General features: G+C 43.0%; 17 protein-coding genes. 5 read left to right on the top strand and 12 right to left on the bottom strand.

Going from position 1 to position 15,566, the window contains the following annotated elements; translation table 11 throughout:
- The 3 genes from WC615_RS10790 to WC615_RS10800 form a co-directional block, all read left to right on the top strand.
- The coding region (locus WC615_RS10790; RefSeq protein WP_372978110.1) for a hypothetical protein at positions 1 to 295 on the top strand (295 nt) is incomplete at its 5' end.
- Positions 296 to 394: 99 nt separating this feature from the next.
- On the top strand, positions 395 to 1,708 hold the full coding sequence (locus WC615_RS10795; RefSeq protein WP_372978111.1) for an NAD(P)/FAD-dependent oxidoreductase: 1,314 nt from the start codon (positions 395 to 397) through the stop codon (positions 1,706 to 1,708).
- 4 nt (positions 1,709 to 1,712) lie between these two features.
- Positions 1,713 to 2,570 (top strand): hydroxymethylglutaryl-CoA lyase, encoded by an 858-nt coding sequence (locus WC615_RS10800; RefSeq protein ID WP_372978112.1) that lies wholly within the window; start codon positions 1,713 to 1,715, stop codon positions 2,568 to 2,570.
- A gap of 3 nt (positions 2,571 to 2,573) precedes the next feature.
- Here the strand turns inward: WC615_RS10800 and WC615_RS10805 are convergent, their stop codons facing one another.
- From WC615_RS10805 to fbaA, 4 genes are all read right to left on the bottom strand, one after another.
- On the bottom strand, positions 2,574 to 4,955 hold the full coding sequence (locus WC615_RS10805; RefSeq protein WP_372978113.1) for an ABC transporter permease: 2,382 nt from the start codon (positions 4,953 to 4,955) through the stop codon (positions 2,574 to 2,576).
- Positions 4,956 to 5,050: 95 nt separating this feature from the next.
- Entirely contained in the window at positions 5,051 to 5,482 is a 432-nt protein-coding gene (locus tag WC615_RS10810) for a GNAT family N-acetyltransferase (RefSeq protein WP_372978114.1), read from the bottom strand.
- The gene (locus WC615_RS10815) at positions 5,448 to 5,948 is read right to left on the bottom strand and encodes a low affinity iron permease family protein (RefSeq protein ID WP_372978115.1); all 501 of its coding nucleotides are present in this window, start codon (positions 5,946 to 5,948) and stop codon (positions 5,448 to 5,450) included. The genes WC615_RS10810 and WC615_RS10815 overlap by 35 nt, the downstream gene beginning before the upstream one ends.
- An 83-nt stretch (positions 5,949 to 6,031) precedes the next feature.
- Positions 6,032 to 7,111: a class II fructose-bisphosphate aldolase gene (gene fbaA, locus WC615_RS10820; RefSeq protein ID WP_372978116.1), complete on the bottom strand. Its 1,080-nt coding sequence runs from the start codon at positions 7,109 to 7,111 to the stop codon at positions 6,032 to 6,034.
- Between the two features lie 255 nt (positions 7,112 to 7,366).
- Between fbaA and accD the strand changes: the two genes are divergently transcribed.
- Positions 7,367 to 8,242, top strand: coding sequence for an acetyl-CoA carboxylase, carboxyltransferase subunit beta (gene accD / locus WC615_RS10825; protein ID WP_372978134.1), 876 nt, complete (start codon positions 7,367 to 7,369; stop codon positions 8,240 to 8,242).
- 164 nt (positions 8,243 to 8,406) lie between these two features.
- Here the strand turns inward: accD and WC615_RS10830 are convergent, their stop codons facing one another.
- The 3 genes from WC615_RS10830 to glmM form a co-directional block, all read right to left on the bottom strand.
- Positions 8,407 to 8,697, bottom strand: coding sequence for a hypothetical protein (locus WC615_RS10830; RefSeq protein WP_372978117.1), 291 nt, complete (start codon positions 8,695 to 8,697; stop codon positions 8,407 to 8,409).
- A gap of 79 nt (positions 8,698 to 8,776) precedes the next feature.
- Positions 8,777 to 9,913, bottom strand: a complete 1,137-nt coding sequence (locus tag WC615_RS10835) for a cysteine desulfurase family protein (protein WP_372978118.1) — start codon at positions 9,911 to 9,913, stop codon at positions 8,777 to 8,779.
- A gap of 78 nt (positions 9,914 to 9,991) precedes the next feature.
- Complete coding sequence (gene glmM, locus WC615_RS10840; protein WP_372978119.1) at positions 9,992 to 11,383, bottom strand: phosphoglucosamine mutase; 1,392 nt, start codon at positions 11,381 to 11,383, stop codon at positions 9,992 to 9,994.
- 133 nt (positions 11,384 to 11,516) lie between these two features.
- Here glmM and WC615_RS10845 point away from each other — a divergent pair, with 133 nt between their 5' ends.
- Positions 11,517 to 12,086 carry a phosphatase PAP2 family protein gene (locus WC615_RS10845; RefSeq protein ID WP_372978120.1) on the top strand — a complete coding sequence of 190 codons (570 nt, stop codon included), beginning with the start codon at positions 11,517 to 11,519 and terminating at the stop codon, positions 12,084 to 12,086.
- A gap of 291 nt (positions 12,087 to 12,377) precedes the next feature.
- Here WC615_RS10845 and WC615_RS10850 read toward each other — a convergent pair whose 3' ends face one another.
- From WC615_RS10850 to WC615_RS10870, 5 genes are read right to left on the bottom strand one after another with little or no spacing between them, the layout of a single operon-like run.
- A complete protein-coding gene (locus tag WC615_RS10850; protein ID WP_191176174.1) occupies positions 12,378 to 12,827 on the bottom strand; it encodes a MarR family winged helix-turn-helix transcriptional regulator in 450 nt (149 codons plus the stop codon).
- Between the two features lie 29 nt (positions 12,828 to 12,856).
- The gene (locus WC615_RS10855) at positions 12,857 to 13,018 is read right to left on the bottom strand and encodes a DUF5522 domain-containing protein (RefSeq protein ID WP_372978121.1); all 162 of its coding nucleotides are present in this window, start codon (positions 13,016 to 13,018) and stop codon (positions 12,857 to 12,859) included.
- Entirely contained in the window at positions 13,018 to 13,956 is a 939-nt protein-coding gene (locus WC615_RS10860) for an MBL fold metallo-hydrolase (protein WP_372978122.1), read from the bottom strand. The genes WC615_RS10855 and WC615_RS10860 overlap by 1 nt, the downstream gene beginning before the upstream one ends.
- Positions 13,953 to 14,552 carry a dephospho-CoA kinase gene (gene coaE, locus WC615_RS10865; RefSeq protein ID WP_372978123.1) on the bottom strand — a complete coding sequence of 200 codons (600 nt, stop codon included), beginning with the start codon at positions 14,550 to 14,552 and terminating at the stop codon, positions 13,953 to 13,955. Before coaE ends, WC615_RS10860 begins: the two co-directional genes overlap by 4 nt.
- Positions 14,552 to 15,499, bottom strand: a complete 948-nt coding sequence (locus WC615_RS10870; RefSeq protein ID WP_372978124.1) for a YbbR-like domain-containing protein — start codon at positions 15,497 to 15,499, stop codon at positions 14,552 to 14,554. Before WC615_RS10870 ends, coaE begins: the two co-directional genes overlap by 1 nt.
- Positions 15,500 to 15,566 lie beyond the last annotated feature (67 nt).

The following is a 15,566-nucleotide window of genomic DNA, read 5'->3' on the forward strand; positions in this document are numbered from 1 at the left end:
TATTAACGATACGGTAGTTGTGTTTGATCGTATCCGCGAGTTCCTTGAACTGCACCATGCTAAAACTGATGACCCTAAAGAGGTTATTAACCACGCAATTAACAATACGTTAAGCCGTACCATTATTACTGCATTTACTGTGGTATTGATATTGGTGATATTATTCATCTTTGGTGGTGATGTTATCCGCGGTTTCTCATTCGCATTGCTAATAGGTGTTATTTTTGGTACTTATTCGTCGATATGCGTAGCCACACCGGTTATCATCGACTTTGGAAAGAAAGACCTGAGATAAAACATATCTCTCACATATTTTAAAGGCTCCAAAGAACATTTGGAGCCTTTTTTGTTTTACAACTACCACGTTTAGGTTTAAACAACAAACAAATTGCTCATGAACCCCACTGATCAATCGAAATTCCCAACAGTAGTTATTATAGGCGGCGGCTTTGGCGGCCTGCAGGTAGCCAAGCAACTTGCAGATAAACCGGTTGAAGTTGTACTTATTGATAAACACAACTATCACACCTTTCAGCCTTTGCTTTACCAGGTGGCAACGGGTAGCTTAGAGGCCGAGTCGATAGCTTTCTCGTTACGTAAAAATTTTGACGGGCAAAAAAACCTTCGGTTCAGGCATGCTGAGGTTAGCCGGATAGATACAGACCGGAATAGCGTGATTACCAGTGTAGGCGAAATACCTTACGATTACCTGGTAATAGCTACCGGATCGACAACCAACTTTTTTGGCAATAAAGAGATTGAGCATTACGCCATGCCCATGAAATCTATCCCCGAGGCGTTGAACCTGCGCTACATGGTGCTACAGAACCTGGAGGAGGCCATTTTAAAGCCCTCTAAAGAAGAACGGGCACCCTACCTGGCATTTGTACTGGTAGGCGCCGGCCCAACTGGTGTAGAGCTTGCAGGTGCCTTAGCCGAATTACGAAACCACGTGCTGAATAAAGACTATCCGGAATTATCGAAAGACGAGATGAAGGTTTACCTGGTAGACTTTTTACCAAAGGTATTAGGCCCTTTCTCTGACGAGGGCTCAAAAGCTGCCGAAGATTTTCTGCATAAAATGGGCGTTGAGGTATTGCTGAATGTTAAAGTAGAAAGCTACGATGGTAACGAGATAAAGTTTGAAGGCGGCAAAAGCATCTTAACCAAAAACGTAATCTGGTCGGCCGGTGTGATGGGTGTGGTGCCCGATGGTGTATCGAAAGACGCCATTGAGCGAGGTAACCGCATTAAAACAGATACCATTTGCCGTGTGGTGGGCAGCAATAACATATTTGCCATTGGTGATGTGGCCGCCATGATAACCGATGAAACCCCTAAAGGCCACCCCGGTGTAGCGCAGGTTGCCATACAAATGGGCGAAACCACGGGTAAAAACATCTATAAATTGATAAAAGGCGAACCAACGGTGCCCTTTAAATATAACGACAAGGGATCTTTGGCAACCATAGGCCGTAACAAAGCTATTGCTGATTTGGGCAAATTGAAGTTCCAGGGATTTTTTGCATGGCTTATATGGATGTTTGTACACCTGATATCGCTTATGGGAGGCCGCAATCGTGTTATTGTATTTATTAACTGGGTGGCCAGCTATGTTACGTATAATGGCGGCAGCAGGCTTATAATTCGTAACTTTGAGCGCGAAGAGCTTGTGGAAAAAGACGCGCAGGTTTCTAAACCAGACTAACCAAATGGCCGAACATATCAGAATAACCGAATGCCCGCGCGATGCTATGCAGGGCCTGCATGATTTTGTACCTACGGATGTAAAAGCAGCATACATCAACCTGCTTTTACAGGTGGGTTTTGATACTATTGATTTCGGGAGCTTTGTATCGCCAAAGGCCATCCCGCAAATGCGCGATACTGCCGAAGTTCTAAGCAAACTCGACTTAAGCAATACCCGATCAAAGTTATTAGCTATTATAGCCAATTACCGTGGCGCTGAGGATGCCGTTAGCCATGATGAGATCACTTACCTGGGATATCCATTTTCTATCTCAGAGACCTTCCAGCTGCGTAATACCAATACCACCATTGAGCAGGCATTTGATAATGTAAAGCGTATAAATGAGTTGTGCGTTACTAAGGACAAGGAATTGCTTATTTACCTTAGCATGGGTTTTGGTAACCCTTATGGCGATGAGTGGAGCAACGAAATAGTACAGCACTGGGCGCAAAAAATGATAGATGAAGGGATTGGACATATCGCCTTGTCAGACACCGTTGGCGTTGCCAGCCCCGAACAGATCATCAGCCTGTACCCTGCCCTAACCAACTTATCAGAAATAACTGAGTTTGGTTTACACCTGCATTCTACCCCTGATACCTGGCAGGAAAAGGTAGCGGCGGCATACGAAAGTGGCTGTAAGAAATTTGACGTAGCCTTAAAAGGGTATGGGGGCTGTCCGATGGCTAAAGATGAGCTTACGGGCAACATTGCTACAGAAAACCTGATAGCATACCTGCTGCACCAAAACATCGACCTGGGGCTTAATTTGGATAAATTAAGCGAGGCGATGGATTATTCCGTAAAGGTCTTTAGTTAAACCCTATACCTTCAATTTAATTGCCGGGTTGAATTTTACAGCTCTAACAATTTGCAAACACACGGTAATAACAACTATGGCTATCGAAATAACCAAAGCGATTGCAAATGGGATAACGGAAATATTTACCCGGTAGGCAAAGGTTTCTAACCATTTATTTGAAATGATAAAAGAAACCGGCCATGCAATAAGGTTTGCCATTAAAACAATATAGAAGAACGGCTTACCTAAAACCACCATTAACTGTTCTCCCCTTGCGCCAAATACTTTCCTGATCGCTATTTCTTTCATCCGCAAACGGATGGCATATGCCGCCGAAGAAAAGAAGCCAAGCGATGCAATAAATATAGCCAAAGCCGAAAAAAAGACAAGCACCGTTTGCAATTGTTCCTGCTTTATAAAAAGCTGCCCGTACAATTCATCTAAAAAATGATAGTTTAAATTATCCCCGTCAAGTTTATTGATGTTGCTCCATTGATGGCTTAGGGTGGTAAGCATTGCTGGCATGGCCTTGTTTTCGGCACTTATCATAATTTGCGTTTTTGATAATCCACAATTAGCATTCATTAAGTAGATGGTTGGCTGGATATTCTCTTCAAACCCATAAGCTTTTACATCCCTGGTAACGCCTACAATTTTATACCTGCCACCGCAGCCATTTATGGCTGTACCAATGGGGTATTTTAAATCCATAGCCTTTGCTGCTGCCTCATTGATCACCACACTTACAGAATCTGCCGGGAAACCCGAAGAGAACACACGGCCTTCTTTCAACCTGATATTTAAAGTTTCAAAATACTCGTAGTCAACGGCGATGGAGTTCATGGCCAGCGCCTTACCTTGCACCGTATATTCGTTAGAAACAGGGATGATACCGCCCGGCACATTAGAAACCACCGTAACATTTTTCACCCCCGGTATAGCCTTTATCCGGGTGCGTACCGCTTCAAATTTTTGAGGGCTGTTGTAGATCCCGAGGTTATCTATATACACAACCTGCTTAGCGGTAAAACCGGCATCTTCGGTTTTCATAAAGGTAACCTGCTGGTTAATAACAACCATGCTTATCACAAAAACAATGGCAAAAGTAAACTGAAGCACGGTTATAGAACTCCTTACCCATGAAAACTTCCCGCCATTAGAAAACTGATCTCCCCGCAATACATCAGCCGGTTTAAAGCCTGCCATCACCAACGCCGGGTAAACCCCCGCTACCAGGGTAAGTGCTATTAATGTAAGCAGCAGCTGGCTTATTATGGTGAAATTAATGCCCGAGATCAACAGGTCGACCCTTAATAACCGGTTACAATAAGGTAAGCCGATAAGTACGATACCAAAAGCCACAATAAGCGCAACAATACATTGAATAAATATCTCCAGCATAAATTGAAACACTATTTTTCTTTTCATGATGCCGTTCACCTTTTTAATCCCAACTTCTTTTGAACGCCTGTTAGCCTGCGAAATATAAAGGTTGGTGAAATTAACACCGGTTACAATCAATATAATAATGGCCAGTATCATCAGGCCCTGCACTATTTGGTTACTTACATGCGAGCCGTAGTGCGGTTTTAAATGAAGGTTTTTTAAGGGATCTAAATAGATAGCTGGTGCACCCGACTGGCTTATGGCCTCCCTGGCCACCTGGCTGGTATCTGCCAGTGCTGCCTTTTTATATATCTGATCAATTTTTTTGGAAAGCAAATCGATATCTGTGTTGGATTTTACCAATAAATAGGTTTGATAGATGCGGCTTGCATAGCTCTGATCTTTACCTGAAGTGATATCTCCGGAAAACCCGATGCAATCAAATTTAAAATTAGTGTTACCCGGCACCTCCTCTACCACCCCGGCAACGGTAAACGGCATCCCCGACTTTGAGATCATATTTACGGTTTTGTTGATAACAGCCCCGTGGCCCGGGAAAAGAACATCAGATGTTTCGGTTGATAGCAGCGTAGTGGGTAAAGCGCTGTTGGGGTTTAACTTAAACCCTTTAGGCTGAATACCTAATATTTTGGCTATGGAGTAATCGGCACCAACCCATTTTTTTATCATAAACCTGCCGGATGATGTGTAAAACGGAATTTGAAACACAGCTGTATTCGTTCTTCCTGTTTCTTCAACTTCGGGGCATTGGCTTTTGATGGCGGCGGCTAGCGGGCCCGGGGTATATGGAGACGGGCCATTCGGCATTTCTCTTTCAACTAAAAAAACACGGCCATAGTTTTTGTTCCATTGATCATAACTGGTTTCATGATCAACATATAGGGTGACGAAAATAAATGCCGCCAAACCTAAAGCCAAGCCGGTAATATTTAAAATATTATACCACTTGCCTTTTAAAAACGTGCGAAAAGCGATCTTGAAGTCTAATTTATTCATGCCTTAATTTAAAACAATACAGAATATTATTTCGATTAAGGCAAATTAAATAAAATATTATTGCTTTTCAAAACCTATATAAAGCCATTTTAATTTTAAATTTGGTTTTTTACCATTTTAAAATGTTGTATACCCGCTTCTTCAAATTGCGGCCCGGTTTTCTCAAAGCCAAATTTTTCATAAAGCGTAACCGCCTGTAGCTGCGAGTTAAGATAAACATAATCAGCACCGGCAGGAAGATCGGCCAGTACGGCTTTTACAAGCGCCTGCCCTACTCCATGGCCTCTAAATTTTGAAAGTACTGCAAAACGCTCCAGCTTATAACCGTCGTTGGTTTTGCGCCAGCGCGATGCCCCGGCAGGCTCACCATCAACCGTAACTAAATAATGAGTAGCTTCTTCTTCGTTAGCCCTTTCCAGTTCGGGCGGGCAGTTTTGTTCATTAACAAAAACTTCATGCCTTATGGCAAACACTTTTTCCAGGTCGGCAGGGTTACTTACTTGCTTTACTTCTATTTTTGAAGGCATGTTGATAATGCGGTTTTGATTTATAGCCCGATTGCTTAGTTTCATGATTATCGTCAGCAGCATCTATCGAGTGCGTGCAGGTCAGATCATCTTCCTTTTCGGCCAGTTCAGACAAACGTACGTAGAATTTATGCAGCTGGTCAAGCTCTTTTTCGGTTAAATTTTCAATATCAACCATGCGGTTGCTGGCACCCTGGTGAGATGCCAATATTTCATTAAGTTTTAGGTGAATGGCCTTCGAATCTTTATTCTGCGATTTTTGGATCAGGAACACCATTAAAAAGGTAACAATGGTGGTACCTGTATTGATGATCAGCTGCCAGGTATCAGAATATTTAAACACCGGCCCTGTAACCAGCCATACCACGATAGTGGACATAGCAATAATAAAAGCTGCCGAGCTGCCGGTAGCGGCTGTTGCCCAGTTCGCAAAATTCTCAAATAAGTTCTTTTTCTTTTTTGCCATGGTTGATAAATTTACATAACAACCTAAAAAAACCGCCAATGTTTATCACAAGGGCGGTTTTTTATTCCTGATAGTTTTATTAACTATAGTTTGCTGTTTACGTCGATACAGTTCAGATCGCCAAAAGCTTCGGTTAGCCTTTTAACAAAGCTTTCTTCTGCTTTACGTAACCAAACGCGTGGGTCGTAATATTTTTTGTTCGGAGAATCGTCACCATCAGGGCTGCCAATTTGCGTTTGCAAATAGCCTTCTTTTGCCTGGTAGTAATCTCTTATACCTTCCCAAAATGCAAACTGCATATCGGTATCAATGTTCATTTTTATAGCACCGTAAGATATCGCTTCGCGAATTTCTTCCTGGCTCGAGCCCGAACCACCGTGAAATACAAAGTTGATAGGTTTCTCGGCAGTAAGGTTATGTTTCTCTTTCAAAAACTCTTGTGAGTTGTGTAAGATAACCGGCTGTAATTTAACATTACCCGGTTTGTACACACCATGTACGTTACCAAATGCAGCGGCAATGGTAAAACGGTGGCTAACTTTTGAAAGTTCTTCGTAAGCGTAAGCAACCTCCTCGGGCTGGGTATATAAACGTGAGCTATCTACATCAGAGTTATCAACACCGTCTTCTTCGCCGCCGGTTACACCAAGCTCAATTTCAACAGTCATGCCCATTTTGGCCATGCGCTCCAGGTATTTAGCAGATATTTCAATATTTTCTTCGATAGGCTCTTCAGAAAGATCCAGCATGTGTGATGAGAACAACGGTTTGCCTGTTTCAGCAAAAAATTTCTCACCGTACTCTAACAAACCGTCTATCCACGGCAATAATTTTTTTGCGGCGTGGTCAGTATGCAAAATTACAGCAACACCATAATGCTCGGCTAATAAATGCACATGTTTAGCTGCAGATACACCACCTAAAATGCAGGCCTGTAGTTTTGAGTTATCTAATGATTTACCCGCATAAAACTGCGCGCCACCATTTGATAACTGAATAATAACAGGTGATTTAACAGCCGCAGCTGTTTCCATTACCGCGTTAATAGTGTTTGTGCCGATAACGTTAACGGCAGGTAAAGCAAACTGATGTTTTTTAGCTGCTTCAAATAGTTCCTGCACTTGGTCACCATGCAGAACACCTTTAATATTTTTTAAATCCATGAGCGTATGTTTGGGGCTCGAAGTTATAAAAATTATGGGTTTTACCTATATGATTGTGAAAGTTTTAGCCTGCAAAGCGTGTATAAAAGCTAATAATTGTTCATAAAAGTGCAATCAAAGGCAATCAATGGTGTTAATTTAACACTTAGTTATCATTTATAATCACATCAGGCAACATCAACTTCTGTTAACATTTACAAACTTGTTGTGATATTTTTTGTTTCTTTGCAGTACTTGAAAGACTTAGAAATAGACATGGCGTGGTTTAAGCGAGAAATTAAAGGGATAATTACGACTACTGAGGAGAAGAAGGAAGCCCCCGATGGCATCTGGAATAAATGCCCCAACTGTAAAAAACCCTTACACTACTCTGAACAGGTTGAAAACCAATACGTTTGCCACTACTGTGGTTACCATTTACGCATTGGATCTAAAGAATATTTTTCTGTTTTGTTTGATGATAACCAGTTCACCGAACTGTTTACCACCCTGCATTCAGGCGATCCGTTAGAATTTACTGATACCAAAAAATATACCGACAGGCTAAAGGAAACAAAAGCCAAAACCGGTTTAACTGATGCTATACGCGCTGCTCATGGTAAAATGAACGGGCAGGAGCTGGTTATTGCTTGTATGGACTTTAACTTTATTGGAGGTTCGATGGGTTCTGTTGTAGGCGAGAAGATAGCACGCTCTATCGATCATAGTATCGCTAACAGGATCCCTTTCCTGATGATCTCAAAATCGGGCGGCGCGCGCATGATGGAGGCAGCATTTTCATTAATGCAGATGGCCAAAACATCGGCAAAGCTTGCACTATTGAGCCAGGCAAAAGTACCTTACATATCATTATTAACCGACCCAACTACCGGTGGTGTAACCGCATCATACGCTATGCTGGGCGATATTAACATTGCCGAGCCAGGTTCATTGATCGGTTTTGCAGGCCCAAGGGTTATTAAAGAAACGATTAAGAAGGATCTGCCTAAAGGATTCCAAACCGCGGAGTTTGTACAGGAACATGGCTTCCTTGACTTTATAGTTGACCGCCGCGAAATGAAAGAGAAACTGGCATCATTCCTAAAAATGCTTGCCCCGGTTAAAGAAGAGAAAAAAGAGCCTGAGGCTTAATCAAAAACATATTCCACAAAAAAGGCCATTCGTTAGTTTTACGAATGGCCTTTTTATTTAAAACCTAATTGTCATTCTGAACGTAGTGAAGAATCTAATAATGAACTATGCAGGCGAACCTTGCAATCGATAGATCCTTCGTTCCTCAGGATGACAAATCTGAATTATATCCCTTCAGTACCCGGCTCATGCCCTACCATACGGCCTGTTGTACGGCCTTGTTTACGGCTGGTAAAATCTGTTTTTGTTGCTGCACCTGTTGCCGGGAATTCATGCTGATTTGGCGGGGTTACATCAGTCTGTTCGCTGTATGATGTATCGCTGCCCTCCTGCTGTTGTTCCTGCTCGTTTTGCTTGCGGTATCCTGTGCCTTCGTTATCTGACTGGCGTTCTTCAGGGTTTTCGTTTGGATTATAGTTCGGAGTGTACTCCGGGTTTCTTTCGTTGCTTTCCATGGTTTTTAGTTTTTAATTGTTAATTAATAAACAATCAAAAACGAGGCCATAATTTAACAAGTTGGAAACTTATAGCAAATTATGCGCTCACCATACACAATTCACGCAGTTTGGCTACTGTATAGTCCACTTCTTCTTTTGTGTTGTATTTAGAAAAGGAGAACCTTACCGATGGCCTGTCTGGATTAGCGCCTATTGCAGTTAACACATGCGAACCAATGTCAGTACCCGAACTACACGCGCTGCCACCTGAGGCCGAAATACCGGCAATGTCCAGGTTAAACAACAACATATCGGCCATCTCCATTTCAGGGAAGGACACATTCAGTACGGTGTATAAGCTTTTAGCAGGGTCGGTTTCGCCATTAAAGTTTACACCTGGTACATTTTGCTCCAACTGTGCCTTCATGTAGCTTTTTAACCCTTGTATATAGTTTTGGTGCTGATCCATATCGGCGTAGGCCATTTCAAGCGCTTTTGCAAGGCCTGCAATGCCGTAAACGTTCTCGGTACCGCCACGCATATTACGCTCCTGCGAACCTCCGTATATCATCGGGCTTATTTTAACCTTATGGTTGATGTGTAAAAAGCCTATCCCTTTTGGGCCATGCAGCTTATGCGCTGCGCAAACCATAAAGTTTAATTTAAGTTTGCTAAGGTCATGCTTGTAGTGGCCAACAGTCTGTACCGTATCGCTATGATACAAGGCGTTATAGGCCTCGCAAAGCTCGCCTACGCGCTCAATATCTGTAAGCGTACCCAATTCATTATTGGCATGCATTAATGATACAAAGCTGCGATCGTTGGTTTTGAGTAAAGTTTCCAGGTGGTCATAATCAACGTTGCCTTTACTGTCAACATCGGCATAACTTAACTTAATTACACCTGCTTTTTCCATGGCCTGCAGCGTATGTACAACCGCGTGGTGCTCCAATTTGGTAGTAATAGCGTGCGTTAGTTTATGATCAACAATACCGCAACGGATGGCAGTATTATCGGCCTCAGTACCACCGCTGGTAAAAAATATCTCGGCTGGCGAGGTATGCAGCAAACCGGCAATGGTTTTGCGTGAGCGTTCAATCAATGTACGCACTTCGCGCCCATGGGCGTGAATAGATGAAGGATTACCAAACTGGTTTTCCATTACCTTGTACATCTCCTTTAAAACTTCAGGATCAAGCGCGGTTGTAGCGGCGTTGTCGAAATAAACTCGCATCGTTTCTTTAATAAATTATGGTCAGTAAAAATAACATGCTAAACCAGCGGAATTCCCCAATCCCGAAGACTTTGAATGTTACTCGTTTAAATTCAGTATTTCTTTTATATCTGTTATTATCTTGTTAGCCAGGTTATCTGCAACAGTTTCTGAATCACCTTCAGAATAGATGCGGATGATAGGCTCGGTGTTTGATCTGCGCAGGTGTACCCATTGTTTATCAAACTCAATTTTTAAACCATCAATAGTAGAGTGCGGTTGTTTCTGGTATTTTTCTTCCACCTTTAACAACAACGCGTCGATATCCATCTCTGGCGTAAGCGTAATTTTGTTTTTAGAGATAAAGTAGCTTGGGTATGATGCCCTTAAAACAGATACCGGTTTGCCATAATTAGCAAGGTGGGTTAAAAATAAGGCTATACCTGCCAAAGCATCCCGGCCATAGTGCAGTTCGGGATAAATAACCCCGCCATTGCCTTCACCGCCAATAATGGCATTCACTTCTTTCATTTTGTTCACTACGTTCACCTCACCTACTGCTGCTGCGTGGTATTCGCCACCGGCATTTTCGGTAACATCGCGAAGGGCACGGGTTGATGACAGGTTTGATACCGTATTACCTTTTGTATTCTGCAATACATAATCGGCAACGGTAACCAGTGTATATTCTTCGCCAAACATGCTACCATCCTCGCAAACAAAGCAAAGGCGGTCAACATCAGGGTCAACAGCTATACCCAGGTCTGATTTGGTCTTTAAAACCTCTTGCGACAGCGCTACCAGGTTCTCCGGTAATGGCTCCGGATTGTGCGGGAAATGACCATCAGGTTCGCAATAAAGCTCGTGGATAACCTCTACACCAAGTGCTTTTAATAAAGCCGGTACAAATATCCCCCCGGTTGAATTAACACAATCAATAGCTATTTTAAACTTAGCTTTTTTAATAGCCTCTACATTAACTAAAGGCAGGGCCAAAATTTTATCAATGTGTTTTTGCAGGTAGCTGTCATCATTGATAACTTTACCCAGGTCGTTTACATCAGCATATATAAAATCGCTGTTCTCGGCAATCTCTAAAACTTCTTTACCATCGGCATCGCTAATAAATTCGCCTTTTTCGTTCAGCAATTTTAAAGCGTTCCATTGTTTTGGGTTATGGCTCGCGGTAAGGATGATGCCACCGGCAGCCTTTTCATCAGGCACGGCAACTTCAACAGTAGGTGTGGTTGACAGGCCTAAGTCTATCACATCAATACCCAAACCCTGCAGTGTACCTATAACCAGGTTGTTTACCATACTGCCTGACAGGCGGGCGTCGCGGCCCAAAACTATCTTTTTGATGCCGCTACGTTTTACCGCCCAGCTACCGTATGCAGATGTAAATTTAACAATATCCAAAGGGGTTAGTCCGTCGCCGGCTGCACCACCTATGGTACCCCTGATGCCCGAAATTGATTTTATGAGTGTCAAAACGTATAGATGTTAAGCCGCAAAAATAAGAATATTAAGCGATAGCATTGTAAAATTCACGTACTTTTAAGCGTTAATTTATTAGCTATATTTACCCGCTGTTGAGAACACTAAGTATTACACTATAAAGCCAATGCCTGATTCGCTGCTAAATTTTGACCGGCATTTATTTTACTTTATCAATCACGACCTTTCGAACCCGTTTTTCGATGGGCTGATGCCCCTGATGCGCAACCCAAAATTCTGGATCCCGCTTTACCTGTTTATCATCGTTTTTTGCATCTGGCGATATAAAAAACAGGGGGCTATCCTCATCGTTTTTTTGGCTATGGCTGTTGGCTTTGCCGATTATACCAGTGCAAGCATTATCAAACCGCAGGTAAACCGCCTGCGCCCCTGCCGAGACCCGGTTACGGCTCAAACCGATATAGCCCGTGTTGGCTGCGGTACGGGTTATAGTTTTCCATCCACCCACGCTACCGACCACTTTGCCATAGCACTGTTTTTAAGCTGGATATTTTTTAAGCGATGGAAGTGGGTGTTGCCCGCAACTATACTTTGGGCCGCCATTATTTGCTTTGCACAGGTTTATGTAGGCGTGCACTACCCGTTGGATGTTACCGGCGGGGCTGTTTACGGCACTTTGGTGGGGATATTGTTTGGGGTTGGCTTTAGAAAGGTAGTGCCGGGGTTTGGAGCATAGTTTACGATTCTACTCACCCCGACTAAGCTGCGCTAGTCGCCCCTCTCTGCTGCGCAAAGAGGGTGAAGCAAAAATTAAAAGAGCTAATCCCTCTTTCCGCCGCCAGGCGAAGAGAGGGTGGTCGAGCGAAGCAACGACCGGGTGAGTGAAGTGCGACGGAGAAAAGTTCATTAATCCCCTCTCTGTCCTCCCAATGGAGGGAATAAGAAAACACAAAAAAGGCGCTTACTTTCGTAAACACCTGATATATCTTTCTTCTTGACTCTTGATTCTAACAGTCTTGATTCTCCCTTATCCCCTCATCTTATCCAGCAAATCGCTTAGTTGCGCGGCTTCTTCTTCGGTAAGGTTTTGTTTAAAAAGGTCTTTTGTTTTAAAGCAGGCATCCATCTTTTTAAGGATCTCTAAACCCTCATCGCTAATGCGGATATCAACAGCGCGGCGGTCGCGGGAGTTGGTACAGCGCGACACGAGGCCTTTTTGTACCAGGCGGTCAACAATACGTGATGCGTCCGACATCTTGTCGATCATCCTATCTTTCAATAAATTTACGGTGGCGGGTTTGGGGTATTGGCCACGCAGAATCCGCAGGATATTAAATTGTTGTTGGGTAAGCTTATAACGCTCAAATTCCGGGCGCATATAGTTGTTCATCCAACCGTACGTATAATTCAGATTAATTACCGCTTTATGGTAAATATCTTCAAAATTCGTGCTTTTTATGTCTTCCTCTATTCCCATGATCTAATTATCCTGCAAATATAACCTATTTATTTTTTGTTTGTTTGTTCAGTATCTTTCTCGCGCCCATTGCTCCAGGGGCAGTGCAGGCATTTGTTTTTACAGCAGTATCCACGCTTTAAGTGGTATTCTTTCGTGAAAACAAAATTACCGTCCTCGTTTATATAATAGTCAACGTTCTCCTGCAACATCAGCTCAGCAATTTCACAAAAATATTATTATTAAAGTAATTTTTTAAATGCGTGCCATTCCCATGCAGCGTCCATACCTGCTGTGGCTGGGTTTGCTCAATAGTTTTGATGATGTCGTCCCAATCGGCGTGGTCTGATATAAACAAGGTATCCTGCGCGTTTACCTGCAGGTTTTTCCAGCCCGAGGCAAACAAACGCTTAACCCCTGTTGCCCGCAAATAACTATCAAATGTAAAAGGCGGCACAATGTATACATATTCCAATTGCTCTTTCATCAGCTTACGGCCATACATCTGGTGTGCGCCCAGTTCAAATCCCATTTTTTGATAAATGGCGTTGATGGGCATAATACGGTGATGCACCAGTATCTTTTTCTGCGGCGCGTAATCGTTTATCATCCTGATCAATCGCTGACTTTTACCCAGGCTGTATGCTCCCAGCAGGATGTTTATTTTAATATCATTCAGTTTTTTTATCTCCTCAACCGGGTCGGGGTGCGCGGTTGTTGGGTCGGCAAAGGTGCTTTCTGTGATCAACACATCGGCCTTTACAAACTCCATGGGTTCGCAGGTGGCATCCGGCTGTAGTTTATAATCTCCCGTGTATAAATACCTTACCCCTTTATACATCATTAAAACCTGTGCTGACCCGGGCATATGCCCTGCCGGGATAAAAGTTATCTGTACATCGCCGATATTAAACGGCAAGTTATACGCTACAGTATAGCTCACTTTTGAAGCGCTTTTGCCGTAACGTAGCTGCATAAAAGCGTAGGTAGCTTCGGTAGCATAAACGTTAATATTGCCACTTACGGCATGGTCGGCATGGGCGTGTGATATTACTGCGTTGGTTACCGGCTGCTGCGGGTCCAGGTAAAAATCGGCGTAACGGCAGTACAGGCCATTGGCATTAAAGGCAATAAAATCGTCAATTATCATTTAGTTTGGGCAAGCGACAGGTACAACTCATGCAGTTTTAACACCTGCGGTATTACAAGCTGTGTATCGTCATTAATAATTACATCATCGGCCAGGGCCAGCTTCTTCTCTTCGGAGAACTGCCGGTCGTTGCGGCTTTTCACTTCATCGGCGGTTATGCCGTCGCGCGTGGTAACACGTTTTATCCTGATGCCTAAAGGTGCCGTAACCATTATAGTCCTGTCGCACTTTTTATAGGAGCCGCTTTCAAATAATATAGCGGCTTCTTTTAATACATAAGGCGCTTTTTTTTGGTGGAGCACCCATTGATCAAAGGCACGGAAAACAGCAGGATGTACCAACGAATTTAATTTGGCAAGCTGCTCCTTATCATTAAAAACTATGCCTGCAATATGCTTGCGATTAAGGGTATCGTCATCAAAATAAGCCTCGTTCCCAAACGCTTGTTTTATACCCGCAATCAATTCAGTATCCGTTACCATCACATCTTTGGCTGCGTCGTCAGCATAAAAAACCGGGATGCCTAATACTTCAAATATTTTGCAAACGGTTGTTTTACCACTGCCTATATTACCGGTGATGCCTACTTTAAACATTACTTTTTTATAATAAAATCAATATTCTGCGGTATTATTTTCACCACTTTACTGTACGATGGCTGGCGCGTTATTTTAACCGGCAAAACGCTGTAGCCATTATGCCGCCATAGGTCCAGATCGGCAACAGCTTCAAAATCATCCTCGTTAAGGTCGGGGTAACTTCCTAACGATGTGGTAAACGTAACCTTCACTTTTTGCGGAAAAACCTTTATATTATAGTAATTGTGATTATTTACCAGTTTTACAGGCACTTCTATGGTTTTTTCGGTGTACTCATCAATAGGGATGGTAACCATTACGCTTTTTGGCAGCACATTTAGGTTACCTTCTTTTACTCCCTGCACATTAACCCGCGAATTAAAATCCTCATTAGCACCATTCATAATAATGGAGTCTGTTCGCCACGATGTTATTCTGGCAAGCACTTCTGCCGGGCCGCTTATGGTAACATAGCGGGGCTTTATGGTTACCTTATCTGATTGGGCAAACTGTTTTTGGTACTTTATAGCGGTAACCAATTCTATAGGCACCCTCTTCACCGTACGGCTGCTAAAATCAAAAAATAGGGTATCCGGGGTTACAGTGATTATCTCGTGCTCTACGTCCTTTTTAGCGTTTATTTGCTTTAGCTGGCTGCTTAGTACCACATAATTTTTTGTTTCGAGCGTATGCAGGTCAACATTAATGACCTTTTTATCCTCATTAAACTTTGAGAAAAGCATTTGCCAGCCGGTACCCTGTACTATGGCATTCACGGTATCTGACTGGAGGGGATGAAACGCCCGTTTTTGCGGCGCGTTCCTGAAGCTTACAACCTGCTTAATGGTAAACTTGTATGGCTTGGATAGCGTAGTAAACAGCCAGGCAAAAATGGCAAAAACCAGGCAGGTAACAAAGGCTGATAACCGCCGGCGTTCAATTGCTGATAATTTGATTATTGCCATGTTTTTTGCTTAAAGCACAAAGCGAAAAGCTGAAAGTAAAAGCATTAAGGGCACCCTTTTTGCTTCA

The organism is Mucilaginibacter sp. (assembly GCF_041663085.1).
Taxonomy (GTDB): domain Bacteria; phylum Bacteroidota; class Bacteroidia; order Sphingobacteriales; family Sphingobacteriaceae; genus Mucilaginibacter.

Excerpts from the sequence above, each read along its gene's own strand:
- WC615_RS10795 (WP_372978111.1), top strand. The coding sequence starts at position 395 with ATGAACCCCACTGATCAATCGAAATTCCCAACAGTAGTTATTATAGGC.
- WC615_RS10800 (WP_372978112.1), top strand. The coding sequence starts at position 1,713 with ATGGCCGAACATATCAGAATAACCGAATGCCCGCGCGATGCTATGCAG.
- WC615_RS10805 (WP_372978113.1), bottom strand. The coding sequence starts at position 4,955 with ATGAATAAATTAGACTTCAAGATCGCTTTTCGCACGTTTTTAAAAGGC.
- WC615_RS10810 (WP_372978114.1), bottom strand. The coding sequence starts at position 5,482 with ATGCCTTCAAAAATAGAAGTAAAGCAAGTAAGTAACCCTGCCGACCTG.
- WC615_RS10815 (WP_372978115.1), bottom strand. The coding sequence starts at position 5,948 with ATGGCAAAAAAGAAAAAGAACTTATTTGAGAATTTTGCGAACTGGGCA.
- fbaA (WP_372978116.1), bottom strand. The coding sequence starts at position 7,111 with ATGGATTTAAAAAATATTAAAGGTGTTCTGCATGGTGACCAAGTGCAG.
- accD (WP_372978134.1), top strand. The coding sequence starts at position 7,367 with ATGGCGTGGTTTAAGCGAGAAATTAAAGGGATAATTACGACTACTGAG.
- WC615_RS10830 (WP_372978117.1), bottom strand. The coding sequence starts at position 8,697 with ATGGAAAGCAACGAAAGAAACCCGGAGTACACTCCGAACTATAATCCA.
- WC615_RS10835 (WP_372978118.1), bottom strand. The coding sequence starts at position 9,913 with ATGCGAGTTTATTTCGACAACGCCGCTACAACCGCGCTTGATCCTGAA.
- WC615_RS10845 (WP_372978120.1), top strand. The coding sequence starts at position 11,517 with ATGCCTGATTCGCTGCTAAATTTTGACCGGCATTTATTTTACTTTATC.
- WC615_RS10850 (WP_191176174.1), bottom strand. The coding sequence starts at position 12,827 with ATGGGAATAGAGGAAGACATAAAAAGCACGAATTTTGAAGATATTTAC.
- WC615_RS10855 (WP_372978121.1), bottom strand. The coding sequence starts at position 13,018 with ATGTTGCAGGAGAACGTTGACTATTATATAAACGAGGACGGTAATTTT.
- WC615_RS10860 (WP_372978122.1), bottom strand. The coding sequence starts at position 13,956 with ATGATAATTGACGATTTTATTGCCTTTAATGCCAATGGCCTGTACTGC.
- coaE (WP_372978123.1), bottom strand. The coding sequence starts at position 14,552 with ATGTTTAAAGTAGGCATCACCGGTAATATAGGCAGTGGTAAAACAACC.
- WC615_RS10870 (WP_372978124.1), bottom strand. The coding sequence starts at position 15,499 with ATGGCAATAATCAAATTATCAGCAATTGAACGCCGGCGGTTATCAGCC.